We start from the raw sequence: 16930 nt of genomic DNA, 5'->3' as shown, positions 1-16930 counted from the left end.
GAGAATGGCAAGATGAACTTCTCCGCCTGGTCCATCCGAAATCCGATAGCCCCGCTCCTCGGCTTTTTCCTGCTGATGGTGGTGGGCGCGCACGCCTTCTTCAATCTGCCCATCACGCGCTTCCCGAACATCGACGTGCCTGTTGTCAACGTCACGGTGACGCAGAGCGGCGCCTCGCCCGCCGAGCTCGAAATGCAGGTGACGAAGGAGGTCGAAGACGCCGTTGCCGGCATCAACGGCATCGACGAGATACAATCGACCGTCACCGACGGCCAATCGCAGACCGTCGTGATCTTCCGTCTGGAAGTGCCGACCCAACAGGCCGTTCAGGATACCAAGGACGCCATCGATCGCATCCGCGGCAATCTGCCGTCCACGATCGATGAGCCCATCGTCTCGAAGGTCGATGTCGAAGGCCAGGCGATCCAGAGCTTCGCCGTCTCCTCGCCGAACATGACCCTTGAGGAAATGTCCTGGTTCGTTGACGACGTTATCAAGCGCGCGTTGCAGGGCCAGGCGGGTATCGGCCGCGTCGATCGCTACGGCGGCGCCGACCGCGAGGTGCGCATCGAGCTCGATCCGAACAAGCTGAATGCCTATGGCATTACGGCGCTTTCGGTCAGCCAGCAGTTGCGCAGCACCAACATCGATCTGGGTTCCGGCCGCGGCCAGGTCGCGGGCAGCGAACAGGCGATCCGCGTGCTTGGCGACGCCCGCGAGGTCGCGCAGCTTGTCGATACCACGATCGCGCTGACCAACGGCCGCTTCGTCAAGCTCTCCGCTCTCGGCGTCATCAAGGACACCTATCAGGAGCCGAAGTCGTTCTCGCGGTTCAACAGCGCCCCCGTCGTCACCTTCGGCGTGTTCCGCGCCAAGGGCGCCAGCGAGGTAACGGTCGCCAAGACGGTTGGCGATACGCTCAACAAGGTGCGCGCCGAAAATCCGAACGTCTCTATCGAGATGATCGACGACTCCGTCTATTACACCTACGGCAATTACGAAGCGGCGATGCACACGCTGCTCGAAGGCGCGCTCCTGGCGGTTCTCGTGGTCTTCCTCTTCCTGCGGAATTGGCGCGCGACGCTGATTTCGGCGGTCGCCCTGCCACTGTCAGCGATCCCGACATTCTGGATCATGAACCAGATCGGCTTCTCGCTGAATCTCGTCAGCTTCCTGGCGCTGACGCTGGCAACCGGCATTCTGGTGGATGATGCCATCGTCGAGATCGAGAACATCGCCCGCCACATCAAGATGGGCAAGACGCCTTACCGTGCCGCCATCGATGCCGCCGATGAAATCGGCCTGGCCGTCATCGCGACGACCTTCACCATCATCGCGGTCTTCGTCCCGGTCTCCTTCATGCCGGGCATTCCGGGCCAGTACTTCATTCAGTTCGGCCTGACAGTCGCCTTCTCGGTGTTCTTCTCGCTGCTTGTGGCGCGTCTGATCACACCGATGATGGCGGCCTATCTCATGCGCGCCGAAGATGCGGTCGACGATCACCACGACAAAGACGGCCCCTTCATGCGCGGCTACAGCGCACTGGTGCGGTTGACGACCAAGCGGTGGTATACGCGTTATCCGACGCTGCTGGCGGCCTTCGCCTTTTCCATCGCCTCGGTTTTTGCGCTGATCATGTTCGTCCCCGGCAGCTTCATTCCGCCGGACGATTCATCGCGTATCGTTTTGTCAGCCGAGCTGCCGCCAAATGCACGGCTCGAGGATACGGAACAGGCGACCAACGAGATCTACCGGCGCGTTAAGGGCATCGACGGCGTTGAAAACGTCTTCGTTCTCGGCGGTGCTTCGCCGAAGGGCGATCTGGAGCTTCGCCGCGCGACCGTGACGCTGACACTCGGCAAGCTCGACCAGTCGCTCGTCAAGAAGCTGGTGAACGACGTCCTCGGCTCGCTGCCCGTCATCGGCCCTCACCTGCCGAAGGTCACCGTGCATGGCCGCGAGCGTCCGCAATGGGATGTGGAAAAGGAAGTCTTCGCGAAATTGCGTTCGATACCTGACGTCCGCATCACCAAGCTCAACGACCGTGGCGACCGCGACCTCACCTACAACTTCCTCTCCCGCAACGAGAAGGATCTGAACCAGGCGGTCGGCATACTCGAAGCCAAGTTGCGAACCGACCCTGCGCTCGCCAACGTCAGCGCCGACGGCGCCCTGCCGCGTCCCGAGCTGCAGATCTATCCGCGCAAGGACGAAGCCGCACGCCTCGGCATCACGCCGCAGATGATTTCCGATACGGTTCGTGTGGCCACCATCGGCGATATCGACGCGTCGCTTGCGAAGATCTCGCTCGACGATCGCCAGATACCGATCCGCGTCCAGGCTTCGCTCGGCATGCGCCGCGATCTGGCGGCGATCCGTGCCTTGCGCATCAAGACCGCCTCAGGCACCACCGTGCCGATGTCGAGCGTCGCCGACATCGACTATACCGAGGGCCTGTCTTCGATCAAGCGCAACAACCGCTACCGCGTCGTTTCCATCGGCGCGGACCTGCCGCAGGGCGTGGCGCTGGATACAGCATCGGAGCATTTCCTCGATATCGTCAACAGCGCCAAGATCCCGGCAACCGTGCATCTGGCCGAAAGCGGCGACACCAAGGTCCAGAAGGAAATGCAGCAGAGCTTCGGCAATGCCATGCTGCTTGGCCTACTGCTGGTTCTGACCGTGCTGGTGCTGCTGTTCAAGGACATCATCCAGCCCTTTACCATTCTGCTGTCGCTGCCGCTGGCGATCGGCGGCGTGGCGCTGGCACTCATCCTGACGGGCAATGCCCTGTCCATGCCTGTAATGATCGGCATTCTCATGTTGATGGGCATCGTGACCAAGAATGCCATCCTTCTGGTCGATTTCGCCATCGAGATGATGCATCAGGGCATGCCGAGGCTGGAAGCCGTCGTCGAGGCCGGCCGCAAGCGTGCGCGGCCGATCATCATGACCTCGATCGCCATGTCGGCCGGCATGCTGCCGTCCGCGCTCGGTGTCGGCGAAGGCGGCTCCTTCCGCGCGCCGATGGCGATTGCCGTGATCGGCGGCATTATCGTGTCCACCGTCCTCAGCCTGGTGGTCGTGCCGTCCTTCTTCCTGATCATGGACGACCTCTCGCGCCTGCTCGGCTTCCTCTTCGGCAAACTGGTCGGCAAAAAGGACGCGGATGATGAAGTCGTGACCAAGGAAAGCCTGGCGACTGCCGTCAATGAAAACCGACAGTCGCTCGCCACCTTGGAAGAGCGACTGGAGGTCATGGAGAACAGGGATGTCAGGGGTCGCAAGGCGACCGGTACGAATGTGCTGAAGCTACCGCCGTTCGCCGCCGAATAGCGGTCGGCTCGACCTGGCGAAACCGATGGGTGACGGGACGGCCTAAAGGCCGCCCTGTTCCTTCAGGAAGCTGACGATCGTACCGACGCCCTCTCCCCGCTTCATGTCGGAAAACACGAAAGGACGAGCCTGGCGCATGCGCGTGGCATCGCGGTCCATCACCTCGAGATCGACCTCGACGAAGGGCGCCAAATCCTTCTTGTTGATGACGAGCAGGTCCGATTTGGTGATGCCGGGGCCGCCCTTGCGCGGAATTTCCTCGCCCTGGCACACAGAAATCACGTAGATGGTGATATCGGCGAGATCGGGCGAGAAGGTCGCGGCCAGATTGTCGCCGCCGGATTCGATGAAGACGACGTCGAGATCCGGAAGCCGCTCGTTGAGGCCGGCGATGGCCTGCAGGTTGATCGTCGCATCCTCGCGAATGGCGGTATGCGGGCAGCCGCCGGTTTCGACGCCGACGATGCGATCCGACGTCAGCGCCTGCATCCGCACCAACGCCTCCGCATCTTCAGTCGTATAGATGTCGTTGGTGACGACCGCGACGGAATAATCGTCGCGCATCGCCTTGCACAGCTTTTCCGTCAGCGCCGTCTTGCCCGAACCGACGGGGCCGCCGATGCCGACACGCAAAGGTCCATTTCTCGATTTCATGCTGGAAACTCCAATAAAATAGCAGCATAGCGAAGCGTCGGCCTGCCGCACAGCGGCGAATGACGTAGGGCGTGCCTCGTTTGTAGAATTTCCCCAAAGACGCGGATCATGAGCGAAAGAGCCGCGTCTCCTGGGTTTCATGACGCAGGCTTGCAATGTCGGCCTGCACTGTCGCAGCGCCAAGATCATCGAGATCGGATTGCGCTGCCCGTTTCGCCATGTCGGCAATGATATCCTCCAAAGCCGCCAGGATCGCAACGCCATCCTTCTGCCCGGTCACGCCGAGCCGGATGCCGGCCGACAGCATCTGCGACGCAAGGGCATGCAGGAAGGCGGCGAGTGTCTTCTCGATGGATATCTCGTGTGCGCCGGCTACCGCGCCGACTGCGACGGGATATGCAGTCTTTGCCGGCAGCATCGAAAATATCCCGTGCGGCCAGGCGCCGGCGGCCGACAAAAAGGCGTCGCCGAGCAGCATCGTTTCATTGTGGCGCTCTTTCGAGCCCGCCAGCGCTTCTGCAAGTTCCGCTACCGCGGCTAGCCGCAGCGCATCCTCGCCGGCATGATGTGCCTCGGCAAGCAGGACGGCATCATTCCAGACAGGGCCATGCTGGATGAGGGTCGCGATCCAATCACGCAGGCTCTTGCTATCGTGAACCAGCCCGTCATGCACCGCACGCTCGAGCCCGCCGGAATAGGCAAAGGACCCCACCGGAAAAGCCGGCGACAGCCAAGCCATCAGCCGCAACAGCGCCTGCAGATTGCGATCGTCCGCTGCCATCCCCTCGCTCATCGGCGTTCAATCGTGCGAATGGTGATCGTGCCCATGATCGTGATGATCGGCATGGCCATGCGAATGGCCGCCATGGGAGTGGTAGGCACCGCGAGCAGGCTGGAAAGGCTCACTGACTTCCGTGACCGTCGCGCCGAGCCCTTCGAGCATGGAACGGATCACATGATCGCGCAAAATCAGGATGCGTTCCTCTTCGATCTGCGCCGGGAGATGGCGATTGCCAAGATGCCAGGCAAGCTCGATCAGATGCCTGCGATCACGCGGCTTGATCTCGAAAAGCTTCTCATTCGCCGCAACGATCTCGATCAACTCGCCGTCCTCGCGCACCAGGAGGTCGCCATTGGCAAACAGGACCGGCTCTTTCAGGTCGAGCATGACCATGTCGCCATTTTCGAGATGCAGCAGCTTGCGGCGCAGATGCCGCAAATCATGCGGCAGGACGACACGATCGATCGGATTGGAGGACGGGGTGCCGGCCGGCAGATAGGAGGTAACATGTTGCATGGCGGGTCCAATTCAAAGCTTTGTCAGACCATGCAAAATAGTCGCTTCCGGCGCAAGCGCCAATGCCGCTTTCGCAAAGCTCTATATTCGTTGCGCGTAGCGTTTCGGTTCCACATGCTCCGCCGTGGCTTCGCGCTTCTGGTCGGTTGCAGAACGATGCCAGACGTGGTTCAGCCGTTCGTATTCGTGGATCACGCGGTTGCGGCCAAGCGTCTTGGCGAGATAGAGCGCCTTGTCGGCTGCCGCATAGACGGCTTCCGACTTGCGGTCCTTGCCTATGTCGGCGATTCCCGCGGAAATGGTGATCTTCACCGAACCACCTTCGACGGCGATGGGATGATTGGCGATCTCAGCCCTGATGCTCTCGACGCGGGCAACGCGTTCAGACGTGTCGCCGCCGTGAACGATGGCGCCGAATTCCTCCCCGCCGAGACGAGCGACCACGTCCTCGCCGGCAAAGACATGCGCAAATATCTGCGATACGGCAACGATGACAGCATCGCCGGATGCATGTCCGAAGCGATCATTGATCGTCTTGAACCGATCGACATCGAAGATGACGAGTGACGCACCTTCGGCGGCCTGATCCAATGCTTCGGTAAAGGCACGACGATTGAGCAAGCCGGACAGCATGTCAGTGCGGCTCAGCCGCTGGAACTCGGCGCGCGAGACGGCAAGCTTGTGAATCGAACAACCTGCCAGCGCCGCCAGCGCGCCGGAAACGGTACCGCCGACGATCCATGCCAAGAGGACACCGAGACGCATCGCCTCCGAAATCGGCACTGGCAAGAGATCGAACCACTGCAGCACGGGCAGCATTACAAGCATGATCAAAAGTGACATGATGACGGCTGCAAAACTCATCTTTAACGCGAAAATATAGATCGCACGCCGCCGCTGAAAATTACCGAGATCGGCTTGCAGCGAAATCCATTGTCTCATGCGATTCACCTTCCTCAGCCACCATTTCAATCATGTGAAATAGGGGTGAAGACGCTTCCAGGTCTTTAATGTAACGATTAAAATGCGTGGTATTTCCCAAGTTGTGAACAATCAGAAATGGCCGCCGACATCATCGCTTTTCGCAAGTCGAAAAGCGATGCGCAAAGTTGCCGCCACAAGCCTATGATAACGCAGCATTAAGTACGCGGAGCTGAAAAAGCCCCGGAAACCGGGGCTTTTTCAGCTGCCAATTATCGGCCGTCAGAAAACCTGTCAGAACAGGAAATAACGCTGCGCCATCGGCAGCACCGTCGCCGGCTCACATGTCAGAAGCTCGCCATCGGCGCGAACTTCATAGGTCTCGGGATCCACCTCGATATGCGGCGTCAGGCTATTGTGGATCATCGACGCCTTGGAAATGCCACCGCGCGTGTTCCTGACGGGCAGGAGCGTCTTGGCAATGCCGAGCTTGCCGGCAAGACCTGCATCGAATGCGGCCTGGGAGACGAACGTCACCGAGGAATTCGTGCGATTCTTGCCATAGGCACCGAACATCGGGCGATAGTGCATCGGCTGCGGCGTCGGGATCGAGGCGTTCGGATCGCCCATCGGTGCAGCCGCTATGGAGCCGCCGAGCAGGACCATCTCCGGCTTGACGCCGAAGAAGGCCGGGTTCCAGATCACCAGATCGGCACGCTTGCCGACCTCGATCGATCCCACCTCGTGGCTGACGCCATGGGCGATGGCCGGGTTGATCGTATATTTGGCGATGTAGCGCTTCACGCGGAAATTGTCGTTGTCGCCGGTCTCCTGGGCCAGGCGGCCGCGCTGACGCTTCATCTTGTCGGCGGTCTGCCATGTCCGGATCGCCACTTCGCCGACGCGGCCCATGGCCTGGCTGTCGGACGAAATGATCGAGAAGGCGCCGATATCGTGCAGGATGTCCTCGGCCGCAATCGTCTCCTTACGGATGCGGCTTTCGGCAAAAGCGATATCCTCCGGGATCGATGGCGACAGGTGATGGCAGACCATCAACATGTCGAGGTGTTCGGCGATGGTATTAACCGTATAGGGGCGCGTCGGATTGGTCGAAGACGGGATGACGTTCGACTGGCCGCAGATCTTGATGATGTCGGGCGCATGCCCGCCGCCCGCGCCTTCCGTGTGGAAGGCATGGATGGTACGACCCTTGATGGCACCGATCGTATCCTCGACGAAGCCGCTTTCGTTCAACGTATCCGTGTGGATCATCACCTGCACGTCATATTCGTCGGCAACGCTCAGGCAGCAGTCGATCGCCGCCGGCGTGGTGCCCCAGTCCTCATGCAGCTTCAATGAGCAGGCACCACCGAGCACCATCTCCTCCAGAGCTGCCGGCAGCGAGGCATTGCCCTTGGCCGAAAGGCCGATATTCATCGGGAAGGCGTCGAAGGCCTCGATCATGCGCGCCAGATGCCAGGGTCCCGGCGTGCAGGTGGTCGCCAGAGTGCCATGCGCCGGCCCGGTGCCGCCGCCGAGCATCGTGGTGATGCCAGACATCAGCGCTTCCTCGATCTGCTGCGGGCAGATGAAATGGATGTGGCTGTCCATGCCGCCGGCGGTGACGATCTTGCCCTCGCCCGCAATCGCCTCGGTGCCCGGCCCGACGATGATGTTGACGCCCGGCTGGGTATCCGGATTGCCGGCCTTGCCGATCGCGACGATGCGGCCGTCCTTCAAGCCGATATCCGCCTTCACGATCCCCCAATTATCGAGAATCAAAGCATTGGTGATGACGGTGTCGACGGCGCCGTTTGCGCGCGTCACCTGGCTCTGCCCCATGCCGTCGCGAATGACTTTGCCGCCACCGAACTTCACTTCCTCGCCATAGGTGGTGAAATCCTTTTCCACCTCGATGAACAATTCGGTATCGGCAAGCCGCACCTTGTCGCCGACGGTCGGTCCGAACATGCTGGCATAGGCGGCGCGGGAAATCTTATAGGGCATGAATCAGTCTCCTTCGGAGGCAGAGATAAGGTTCGTATCGGCGAGGCGCTTCAGGCGGCCCCGGGACACATAGCCGTCCACCAGCCGCTTCTCGGCGGCAAAGGGATGGCCGTCCCAGCCCGTATGGCTGAAGCCGGTAATGGCGATATCGTCGTCGGGGTGGTGCAAGAGTACGTCCGCGATCACGATCATGCCGCTGCTCGGCGCCACATAGGCGCCGGGCTCGTAGGCCGCCAGCGCCGCATCGACGCTGTCATGGACGGACCGGTCGATCACGACATGACGCTTGCCCGTCGCATGGCAGAAGGCGGTGAATTGATCGGTATAGTCGTCGCAGAAATCATCGAGTTCCGGATGCGACAGCGCCAGCGGCGCACGCAAGGCAGCGAATTTACCGGGATCGCGCACGCTCCAGATTTCGGAGGCGGAGGCGACGGCTGGGCTCTTGCGCCATTCAGCCGAACCCAGCATGGCGCGCGCCGGCCGGCCGGTATTGCAAACCGCGACGACATGGGTCCGGCTGCCGCCGGCACCCATGGAGCGGCAATCGTTGAAGCGGATCACCAGATCGGCGGCGTCGATCTCTTCCGTGACCCCTTCCGCAATCTCGCCGTTGCCGACGATCATGATCGTGCGCTTCGCGCTCACTGCGCGCCCTCCGATCCATCTGCCAGCACCTTCAACTCCTTGGTCCGCTGCTGCGTCAAAGTCGTCTTGCAACCGGAAATGAGCAGCGGCTCCATCGTTCCGCCCCGGGCTTCGAAACCTTCCGCCTCGCACTGGCTGTCACGGAAATCGATCCAGGCGCGCTGTGCCTTCACCAATGCCTTTTCCGCGCCCTTGATATCGGCGTCGAGGTCGGCATCTATCGCGACCATGGCGGTACGGGTCTTCTTGTATTGCTCGTTCAGCGCCTTGTCGGCCCTCTGAAAATCGAGGGCGGCGCAGGTGTTCATATCCGTCTGCGTCTGGGCATTCTTGCAATCGATTTTCGGTTGATCCGCGTCGCTTTGCGCAAACGCCTGACCGCACATCAAAACCGCCGCAACAAACGGACCGAATGCAATCAATTTCAAAGACATGTCGCTCCCCCGCGAGCCTAGAGCTTGCCCATGACCTGCTGCCGAAAGCCATAGACTTCACGCTTGCCGGAAAGTGGGATGAGCGTCACCGAGCGCGTCTGGCCCGGCTCGAAACGCACCGCGGTGCCGGCGGGAATATCGAGCCGCATGCCCTTCGCCCTGTCGCGATCGAAGGATAGGCCGCCGTTCGTTTCGGCAAAATGATAGTGGCTGCCGACCTGCACCGGCCTGTCGCCGGTATTGGAAACCTCAAGCGTTACTGTGGGTGCACCGACATTGAGTTCGATATCGCCGCTTGCGGCAATGATTTCGCCTGGGATCATGGTCTTTCTCCTTATGCAGCCCGGACGGGCGCACAGCCTTCCGCTTTCAGAACACGTTTGGTCGACGCAGGGTATTTGGCGAGCAACGCCGCCGGGCGAATGGGACGTTGAACGAGTTCGCCGCCGCAATTCGGGCAGATGCCGCCGAGAACATTACCGACGCAATTAACGCAGAACGTGCACTCGAAGGTGCAGATCATCGCATCAAGGCTTTCCGGCGGCAAATTCCGGTCGCAGCATTCGCAATTGGGTCTGAGTTCCAGCATCGCAACCTCAGCGGATTGGTTCGTGCACGGTCACCAGCTTGGTTCCATCCGGAAACGTCGCCTCGACCTGTACGTCATGGATCATCTCGGCAATGCCCTCCATCACCTGATCGCGGGTGATGACGTGGGCGCCGGCCTCCATCAGCTCGGCAACCGGACGGCCATCCCGCGCGCCCTCGACCACGAAGTCGGTGATCAGCGCGATGGCCTCGGGATGATTGAGCTTGACGCCACGCTCCAGCCGCCGCCGCGCCACCATTGCCGCCATGGAAATCAGCAGCTTGTCTTTTTCTCTCGGAGTGAGGTTCATCGCCTACCTATGTAATTGCTGTTTTCTCGGACTACAGGTTCCAGACTTTCGGCACTGGCGCTCCGTTGCGCAAGGCGGAAATGATCGGGATCAGGATTTTTCTGAGCGCGAAACCATCGGAGGCCGCAAGCCGCACCACGAGCTTCTCTCTCCAGTGGCTGACGCCTCCCATATGGCTTTCGACAAGCGGCCGGACCTGGCGCAGATAGGTTTCCGCCAGCGGTCCGGCATAAAGCAGCGTCGCGAAGGCGACCTGGCCGCTGAGCACGGCATTCTCGGCCGTCAAAGCCGCGATATCGCCACCAAGCCTCAGTTCCTCGGCATGGATCAGGCGCCCGTCGCGGCGGATGCGCCAACGATCACGGAACAGCCCCTGCGCCATCGTCTCGCCCATTGCCTTCCGTCCCAGCAGAATCGCCTCTACGGCAAGAAATTCGGCTGTTTCGTCAAGCTCGACATGCAGCTTGCGAGACAGCGAGGCGCGGTCGAACAGAATGGTTTCCTGAGGCAGCCAATCGACGCGCGCGCTGGCACCGATCCTGATTGATGTCTCCACCACGGCGCTATCGGCCAAAGCCTTGTAGATCTTCTCACAGGCCTGGGTGGTCACGTCAATGCGCGTGCCAGGCCCGGCAACGACGCTCCAATCCATGCGGTCACCGCCGGTGAGCCCGCCGGCGGTATTGATGATGACCGCTTCCATGGAACTGTCGAAAGTCTCGGGCAACCGGATTTTCGCCGCCCCTTCCTGGTAAAGCTCGGCAAGACGCGTGCGACCGCCAAGCGACTTGGCCGCCAGATGGCCGCGACCTCGCGCCCTCTGCGGTCTCGTGTTCGCCGCTGCCATTGCCATTCGGTCTCTCCGCTCAACACACCATGCCAATACCCAGGCATTGAAACCCGGCAAGGAATAAAGGCAAGCAATTTCTGTGCCTTATGCAATCGCCCGCAATGGCGCTCTGCGATAGGTGACGCCCGCTGCATTTTTCACCAGACGCTGAAAAGAAAGGCATTCGCCTCAGACGGTCAGATGTCTGCGGGCTTCAGGTGTATCCAGCGACTCCGCCAGGCCCTCATGCACGATCTCGCCGCGATCCATGATGTAGACGTAATCGGCAAGCTCGCGGCAGAAATCGAGATATTGCTCGACCAGCAGGATCGCCATGCCGGTGGAATCCCTGAGATAGCGGATCGCCCGGCCGATATCCTTGATGATCGATGGCTGAATGCCCTCCGTCGGTTCGTCCAGCACCAATATTTTCGGCCGCGTCACCATGGCCCGCCCGATCGCCAGTTGCTGCTGCTGCCCGCCGGAAAGATCGCCGCCCCGTCGCGACAGCATGGATTTCAGCACCGGAAACAGGCTGTAGATGTCATCGGGGATATTGCGGTCGCGGCGAGAGAGCGGCGCGTAGCCGGTCTCCAGATTTTCCTTCACAGTCAACAGAGGAAAGATCTCGCGGCCCTGCGGCACATAGCCGATGCCCTGCCTGGCGCGGGTAAAGGGCGCCATGCCGTTCAGCGTCACGCCGTTAAAGGCGACCGTGCCTGCCGACAGCGCATGCTGGCCGGTGACGGCGCGCAACAGCGAACTCTTGCCGACGCCATTGCGCCCAAGGACACAGGTGATCTTGCCCATCTCGGCCTTGATGGAGATGCCGCGCAGCGCCTGTGCCGCGCCATAATGCAGATTTGCGTTTTCGACTGTCAGCATCTCACCGCCCCAGATAATTCTCGATCACCTTCGGATCGCTGCTGACGAAATCGATCGAACCCTCGGCCAGCACCGAGCCTTCCGCCAAACATGTCACCTTGACGCCGAGGTCGCGGATGAAGCCCATGTCGTGCTCGACCACGACGACCGAGCGCGTCTTGGCGATCTCCTTCAGCAAGACCGCTGTCTCCGCCGTCTCCGCATCCGTCATGCCGGCAACGGGCTCGTCCACCAAGAGCAGCTTCGGCTCCTGCGCGAGCAGCATGCCGATCTCCAGCCATTGCTTCTGGCCGTGGGAGAGATTGGCCGCCAGTTCGTCCCGGCGATGCGACAGGCGCACCGTCTCGAGGATTTCGTCGATGCGGTCGCGATCTGCCGGCGTCAGGCGATAGAACAGCGTCGCGAAGACGCCGCGATTGCGGTTGAGCGCCAGTTCGAGATTGTCCCAGACGGTGTGGCTTTCGAAGACGGTCGGCTTCTGGAATTTGCGGCCGATGCCGAGCTGGGCGATATCGGCCTCGTCCTTCTTGGTGAGGTCGACCTGGCCGTTGAAGAACACCTCGCCCTCGTCGGGTCGCGTCTTGCCGGTGATGATATCCATCATCGTGGTCTTGCCGGCGCCGTTCGGGCCGATGATGGCGCGAAGCTCCCCCGGCTCGATGACGATCGACAGCGCATTCAGGGCCTTGAACCCGTCGAACGAGACCGAGACGTTGTTGAGGTAAAGCATGCTGTTGGGCTTGATATCCGGGATCATGGTCTCACTCCGCCGCCTGTACGGGCTTGCTGGCTTCCTCTTCCGCGGCTTTGGGCTGCGAGCTCTCCGGCTTGCGCCCTCTGCCGATGTAGGGAGCGATCGTTCCGACGATGCCCTTGGGCAGGAACAGCGTCACCGCGACGAACAGGCCGCCGAGCGCAAACAGCCAGAAGCTCGGGAACAGGCCGGTGAAAACCGTCTTGCCACCGTTGACGAGGATGGCGCCGATGATCGGGCCGATCAGCGTTGCCCGGCCGCCAACCGCCGTCCAGATGACCACTTCGATCGAGTTGGCCGGTGCGAACTCGCCGGGGTTGATGATGCCGATCTGCGGCACGTAGAGCGCGCCGGCAATGCCCGCCATCATCGCCGACACCACGAAGACGAAGAGCTTCATATGCTCGACGCGGTAGCCGAGGAAACGCGTGCGGCTTTCCGCGTCGCGCACGCCGACCAGCACCTTGCCGAATTTCGAGCGCACGATGGCCGAGGACAGCATCAGCGCCAGCGCCAGGATCAGCGCTGTGATGGCGAAGAGCACGGCGCGCGTCCCGTCGGCCTGGATGTTGAAACCGAGGATATCCTTGAAGTCGGTCAGACCGTTGTTGCCGCCAAAGCCCATGTCGTTGCGGAAGAAGGCGAGCAGCAGGGCATAGGTCATCGCCTGCGTGATGATCGACAGATAGACGCCGTTGACGCGTGAGCGGAAGGCGAACCAGCCGAAGATGAAGGCAAGCAGGCCGGGTGCCGCCAGCACCATGATCATGGCGAACCAGAAATGGTCGAAGCCGTACCAGAACCATGGCAGTTCCTTCCAGTTCAGGAAGACCATGAAATCAGGCAGGATCGGGTTGCCATAGGTGCCGCGCGAGCCGATCTGCCGCATCAGATACATGCCCATCGCATAGCCGCCGAGCGCGAAGAAGGCGCCGTGGCCGAGCGAGAGAATGCCGCAATAGCCCCAGACGAGATCGAGCGCCAAGGCGAGCAGCGCATAGGTCAGATACTTGCCGAGCAACGACATCAGGTAAGTCGGCACATGCAGTGCGCTGGTTTCCGGCAGAGCCAAGTTCGACAGTGGCACGAGGAAGGCGACGGCGATCAATATCGCGATGGCGATGCTGATGCGGCGGTCGAGAGAGCGGAGGATGAAGGCCGTGATCATGCTTCCACCGCCCTTCCCTTGAGCGCGAACAGACCGCGCGGACGCTTCTGGATGAAGAGGATGATGAGGACGAGCACGAGGATCTTGCCGAGCACCGCCCCCGCATAGGGTTCGAGGAACTTGTTGAGAATGCCGAGCGAGAAGGCGCCGACCAGCGTGCCCCAGAGATTGCCGACCCCGCCGAACACCACGACCATGAAGCTGTCGATGATGTAGCTCTGGCCAAGGTTCGGCGAGACGTTGTCGATCTGCGAGAGCGCGACACCCGCCATGCCGGCAATGCCGGAACCCAGAGCAAAGGTGAAGGCATCGACCCAGGGCGTGCGAATGCCCATGGAGGAAGCCATGCGCCTGTTCTGCGTCACCGCCCGCATCTGCAGGCCGAAGGCGGAACGCTTCAGCAGCAACAGCAGCGCCACGAAGACACCGAGCGCGAAGACGATGATCCAGAGACGGTTCCAGGTGACGGAGAGATAGCCGAGATCGAAGGAACCCGACATCCAGGAGGGATTGCCGACTTCCTGATTGGTCGGCCCGAAGATAGAACGTACCGCCTGCTGCAGGATCAGCGAGATGCCCCAGGTGGCAAGCAGCGTCTCCAGCGGCCGGCCGTAGAGAAAGCGGATGACGCCGCGCTCGATGACGAGGCCGACAGCGCCGGTCACGATGAAGGCGACCGGCAAGGCGATCGCCAGCGACCAGTCGAAGAGTTCCGGATAGGATGTGCGGATGACGCTCTGGACCATGAAGGTGGAATAGGCGCCGAGCATCACCATCTCGCCATGCGCCATGTTGATGATGCCCATGACGCCGAAGGTGATGGCAAGGCCGATGGCCGCCAGAAGCAGCACCGAGCCGAGCGACAGGCCGTACCAGACGTTCTGCAACGCATCCCAGAACTTCAACTGTTCCTGGATGCCGGCAATCGCGGCTGCGACGTCCGGCTTGAGACTGTCATCGACGGAAACCGAGGAGAGGATGCCGATGGCATCACGGCCGCCCTCGACCTTGATCGTCTCGATCGCGGCCTTTTTGTCTTCCACAGGGCGATCGGAGCTGAGCACGGCAACAGCTCGTGCCCGTTCAAGAGCGACACGAATTTCTGCGTCCTTCTCGTTCTGCAGCGCCGTCTCGACAGCCTCCAGCGAATCCGCGCTCGGCGATTTCAACACCGATTGCGCCGCCTCCAGGCGGACACCGCGATCCGGGCTCATCAGCGTCAAACTGCCGAGAGCCGCACGAACGGCGCGGCGGAGACTGTTGTTGATCTTGATCTTGCCGAGATTGTCCTGGGCTTCCTGCCCGGCCGCCTGCCCCGTAAGTGGATCCACCAGGGCCATCGCATCGCCGGAGGACTTGGCGATGAAGACCTGGTTGTCGGATTTCCTGATATAGAGATCGCCATCGGAGAAGGCCTGCAGTGCCGGCACGACCTTGGGGTCGCCGGTCTTTGCAAGATTCTGGACGATTGCAGCGGCCTGCTGGAAATTGGCCTGACCAAGCGAATTGATGAGGCCGTGAGCATCCTCCTGGGCGCGCAGGCTCGTGGCCGTTAGCGCCAGCACCAGGCAGAAGCAGGCGACGAGCGCCAAAGCCATGCGGTAAACGAATTTGTCGAACATTGCGCTTGTCCCCTCAAGCTGCCACGGGCAGAAAAGCCTGCCCGCGGCGGTCTTGCGTTACGGCGGCGAAAATCAGGAACCCTTGCCGCCGCACTTGCCGGTGGAAACGTTGAAGTTGCCGCAGTTCATCGGCATGCGCCAATCCGAGATCAGATCCTTGCTGTCGGGCAGATAATCGGACCATTCCTTGCCGACCACGGCAGGGGTCTGCGAAACCACGTCGAATTGGCCGTTCTCCTGCACTTCGCCGATCAGAACCGGCTTGGTGATGTAGTGGTTCGGCATCATGGTGGCGTAGCCGCCAGTGAGGTTCGGAACCGAGACGCCGACGAGTGCGTCGATGACCTTATCGGGATCGGTCGTGCCGGCCTTTTCGACGGCCTTCACCCACATGTTGAAGCCGATATAGGCGGCTTCCATCGGGTCGTTCGTGACACGCTTGTCGTTCTTGGTGTAGGCGTGCCATTCCTTAATGAAGGCGGCATTGGCGGGCGTGTCGACGGACTGGAAGTAGTTCCAGGCGGCCAGATGTCCCACGAGCGGCTTGGTGTCGACGCCGGCCAGTTCCTCTTCGCCGACCGAGAAGGCGACGACCGGGATATCTTCGGCCTTGACGCCCTGGTTGCCCAGTTCCTTGTAGAAGGGCACGTTGGCATCGCCGTTGATGGTCGAGACGACGGCCGTCTTCTTGCCGGCTGCGCCGAAGGCCTTGATCTTCGAGACTTCCGTCTGCCAGTCGGAGAAGCCGAACGGCGTGTAGTTGATGATGATGTCTTCGTCCTTGACGCCCTTGGACTTCAGATAGGCTTCGAGGATCTTGTTGGTCGTGCGTGGATAGACATAGTCGGTGCCTTCGAGCACCCAGCGCTGCACGCCTTCGTTCTTCATCAGGTAATCGACGGCGGGGATCGCCTGCTGGTTGGGAGCAGCACCCGTATAGAAGACGTTGCGCTCGGACTCTTCACCTTCGAACTGAACCGGATAGAACAGGATCGAGTCCAATTCCTTGAAGACGGGCAGAACCGACTTGCGCGATACGGAGGTCCAGCAGCCGAAGACAGCCGAGACCTTGTCCTTCTGGATCAACTCGCGGGCCTTTTCGGCAAAGAGCGGCCAGTCGGAAGCCGGGTCGACGACGACGGGCTCGAGCTTCTTGCCGAGAACGCCGCCCTTCTTGTTCTGCTCGGCGATGAGCATCAGCATGGCGTCCTTGAGCGTCGTTTCCGAAATCGCCATGGTGCCGGAAAGGGAATGAAGGACACCGACCTTGATGGTGTCGTCGGCGGCAAAGGCGCCGTGGAATGCGGTGGTGGACATGATGGCGCCAAGCAGCGCGCCGGAGACGAGAGTCTTCAGTTTCATTTGTGGTTCCCCTCTTTTGTCTGCCGCAACGGCCGGTAACGAAGATTAACCGTTGCCTTCCGCGACTATCCGGCAGCCCCTGGGGAAACCACATACGTAATATGACGTAGGCGC

Annotated in this window: 17 protein-coding genes; 1 reads left to right on the top strand and 16 read right to left on the bottom strand. The window is 61.1% G+C overall.

Annotated features, from left to right (window positions below; translation table 11 throughout):
* The first annotated feature begins 12 nt into the window (after window positions 1-12).
* Entirely contained in the window at window positions 13-3336 is a 3324-nt protein-coding gene (locus FHT29_RS02960; RefSeq protein WP_047562430.1) for an efflux RND transporter permease subunit, read from the top strand.
* A gap of 42 nt (window positions 3337-3378) precedes the next feature.
* Here the strand turns inward: FHT29_RS02960 and ureG are convergent, their stop codons facing one another.
* The 16 genes from ureG to urtA form a co-directional block, all read right to left on the bottom strand.
* Window positions 3379-3990: an urease accessory protein UreG gene (gene ureG, locus FHT29_RS02955; protein WP_037195171.1), complete on the bottom strand. Its 612-nt coding sequence runs from the start codon at window positions 3988-3990 to the stop codon at window positions 3379-3381.
* 106 nt (window positions 3991-4096) lie between these two features.
* Window positions 4097-4783, bottom strand: a complete 687-nt coding sequence (locus FHT29_RS02950) for an urease accessory protein UreF (protein ID WP_047562428.1) — start codon at window positions 4781-4783, stop codon at window positions 4097-4099.
* A gap of 6 nt (window positions 4784-4789) precedes the next feature.
* Complete coding sequence (ureE, locus tag FHT29_RS02945; protein ID WP_047562426.1) at window positions 4790-5287, bottom strand: urease accessory protein UreE; 498 nt, start codon at window positions 5285-5287, stop codon at window positions 4790-4792.
* Window positions 5288-5368: 81 nt separating this feature from the next.
* Entirely contained in the window at window positions 5369-6229 is an 861-nt protein-coding gene (locus tag FHT29_RS02940) for a GGDEF domain-containing protein (RefSeq protein WP_047562425.1), read from the bottom strand.
* 273 nt (window positions 6230-6502) lie between these two features.
* A complete protein-coding gene (gene ureC, locus FHT29_RS02935; RefSeq protein WP_047562423.1) occupies window positions 6503-8215 on the bottom strand; it encodes an urease subunit alpha in 1713 nt (570 codons plus the stop codon).
* Between the two features lie 3 nt (window positions 8216-8218).
* The gene (locus FHT29_RS02930) at window positions 8219-8842 is read right to left on the bottom strand and encodes a hypothetical protein (RefSeq protein ID WP_037195435.1); all 624 of its coding nucleotides are present in this window, start codon (window positions 8840-8842) and stop codon (window positions 8219-8221) included.
* Between the two features lie 17 nt (window positions 8843-8859).
* Window positions 8860-9249, bottom strand: coding sequence for a lysozyme inhibitor LprI family protein (locus FHT29_RS02925; RefSeq protein WP_246702988.1), 390 nt, complete (start codon window positions 9247-9249; stop codon window positions 8860-8862).
* A gap of 65 nt (window positions 9250-9314) precedes the next feature.
* A complete protein-coding gene (locus FHT29_RS02920; RefSeq protein ID WP_037195184.1) occupies window positions 9315-9620 on the bottom strand; it encodes an urease subunit beta in 306 nt (101 codons plus the stop codon).
* A gap of 11 nt (window positions 9621-9631) precedes the next feature.
* Window positions 9632-9886 (bottom strand): DUF1272 domain-containing protein, encoded by a 255-nt coding sequence (locus FHT29_RS02915; RefSeq protein WP_037195186.1) that lies wholly within the window; start codon window positions 9884-9886, stop codon window positions 9632-9634.
* Between the two features lie 7 nt (window positions 9887-9893).
* Complete coding sequence (locus FHT29_RS02910; RefSeq protein ID WP_034503828.1) at window positions 9894-10196, bottom strand: urease subunit gamma; 303 nt, start codon at window positions 10194-10196, stop codon at window positions 9894-9896.
* A gap of 31 nt (window positions 10197-10227) precedes the next feature.
* The gene (locus tag FHT29_RS02905) at window positions 10228-11049 is read right to left on the bottom strand and encodes an urease accessory protein UreD (protein WP_047562418.1); all 822 of its coding nucleotides are present in this window, start codon (window positions 11047-11049) and stop codon (window positions 10228-10230) included.
* A gap of 165 nt (window positions 11050-11214) precedes the next feature.
* Complete coding sequence (gene urtE, locus FHT29_RS02900) at window positions 11215-11910, bottom strand: urea ABC transporter ATP-binding subunit UrtE (protein WP_047562416.1); 696 nt, start codon at window positions 11908-11910, stop codon at window positions 11215-11217.
* Between the two features lies 1 nt (window position 11911).
* A complete protein-coding gene (gene urtD / locus FHT29_RS02895) occupies window positions 11912-12667 on the bottom strand; it encodes an urea ABC transporter ATP-binding protein UrtD (protein WP_037195194.1) in 756 nt (251 codons plus the stop codon).
* Between the two features lie 4 nt (window positions 12668-12671).
* A complete protein-coding gene (urtC, locus tag FHT29_RS02890) occupies window positions 12672-13832 on the bottom strand; it encodes an urea ABC transporter permease subunit UrtC (protein ID WP_047562414.1) in 1161 nt (386 codons plus the stop codon).
* Window positions 13829-15454, bottom strand: coding sequence for an urea ABC transporter permease subunit UrtB (gene urtB / locus FHT29_RS02885; RefSeq protein WP_080760680.1), 1626 nt, complete (start codon window positions 15452-15454; stop codon window positions 13829-13831). Before urtB ends, urtC begins: the two co-directional genes overlap by 4 nt.
* A gap of 72 nt (window positions 15455-15526) precedes the next feature.
* The gene (gene urtA, locus FHT29_RS02880; RefSeq protein WP_037195197.1) at window positions 15527-16816 is read right to left on the bottom strand and encodes an urea ABC transporter substrate-binding protein; all 1290 of its coding nucleotides are present in this window, start codon (window positions 16814-16816) and stop codon (window positions 15527-15529) included.
* Window positions 16817-16930 lie beyond the last annotated feature (114 nt).

Origin of the sequence: Rhizobium sp. SG741, assembly GCF_012275435.1 — a bacterium.
Taxonomy (GTDB): domain Bacteria; phylum Pseudomonadota; class Alphaproteobacteria; order Rhizobiales; family Rhizobiaceae; genus Rhizobium; species Rhizobium lusitanum.
The sequence above is the reverse complement of the archived record's forward strand: the minus strand, read 5'-3'. Positions and strand labels throughout refer to the sequence as shown.

Bases quoted from the DNA above. Each gene is read 5' to 3' on its own strand.
- FHT29_RS02960 (WP_047562430.1), top strand. From the start codon at position 13: ATGAACTTCTCCGCCTGGTCCATCCGAAATCCGATAGCCCCGCTCCTC.
- ureG (WP_037195171.1), bottom strand. From the start codon at position 3,990: ATGAAATCGAGAAATGGACCTTTGCGTGTCGGCATCGGCGGCCCCGTC.
- FHT29_RS02950 (WP_047562428.1), bottom strand. From the start codon at position 4,783: ATGAGCGAGGGGATGGCAGCGGACGATCGCAATCTGCAGGCGCTGTTG.
- ureE (WP_047562426.1), bottom strand. From the start codon at position 5,287: ATGCAACATGTTACCTCCTATCTGCCGGCCGGCACCCCGTCCTCCAAT.
- FHT29_RS02940 (WP_047562425.1), bottom strand. From the start codon at position 6,229: ATGAGACAATGGATTTCGCTGCAAGCCGATCTCGGTAATTTTCAGCGG.
- ureC (WP_047562423.1), bottom strand. From the start codon at position 8,215: ATGCCCTATAAGATTTCCCGCGCCGCCTATGCCAGCATGTTCGGACCG.
- FHT29_RS02930 (WP_037195435.1), bottom strand. From the start codon at position 8,842: ATGATCGTCGGCAACGGCGAGATTGCGGAAGGGGTCACGGAAGAGATC.
- FHT29_RS02925 (WP_246702988.1), bottom strand. From the start codon at position 9,249: ATGTGCGGTCAGGCGTTTGCGCAAAGCGACGCGGATCAACCGAAAATC.
- FHT29_RS02920 (WP_037195184.1), bottom strand. From the start codon at position 9,620: ATGATCCCAGGCGAAATCATTGCCGCAAGCGGCGATATCGAACTCAAT.
- FHT29_RS02915 (WP_037195186.1), bottom strand. From the start codon at position 9,886: ATGCTGGAACTCAGACCCAATTGCGAATGCTGCGACCGGAATTTGCCG.
- FHT29_RS02910 (WP_034503828.1), bottom strand. From the start codon at position 10,196: ATGAACCTCACTCCGAGAGAAAAAGACAAGCTGCTGATTTCCATGGCG.
- FHT29_RS02905 (WP_047562418.1), bottom strand. From the start codon at position 11,049: ATGGCAATGGCAGCGGCGAACACGAGACCGCAGAGGGCGCGAGGTCGC.
- urtE (WP_047562416.1), bottom strand. From the start codon at position 11,910: ATGCTGACAGTCGAAAACGCAAATCTGCATTATGGCGCGGCACAGGCG.
- urtD (WP_037195194.1), bottom strand. From the start codon at position 12,667: ATGATCCCGGATATCAAGCCCAACAGCATGCTTTACCTCAACAACGTC.
- urtC (WP_047562414.1), bottom strand. From the start codon at position 13,832: ATGATCACGGCCTTCATCCTCCGCTCTCTCGACCGCCGCATCAGCATC.
- urtB (WP_080760680.1), bottom strand. From the start codon at position 15,454: ATGTTCGACAAATTCGTTTACCGCATGGCTTTGGCGCTCGTCGCCTGC.
- urtA (WP_037195197.1), bottom strand. From the start codon at position 16,816: ATGAAACTGAAGACTCTCGTCTCCGGCGCGCTGCTTGGCGCCATCATG.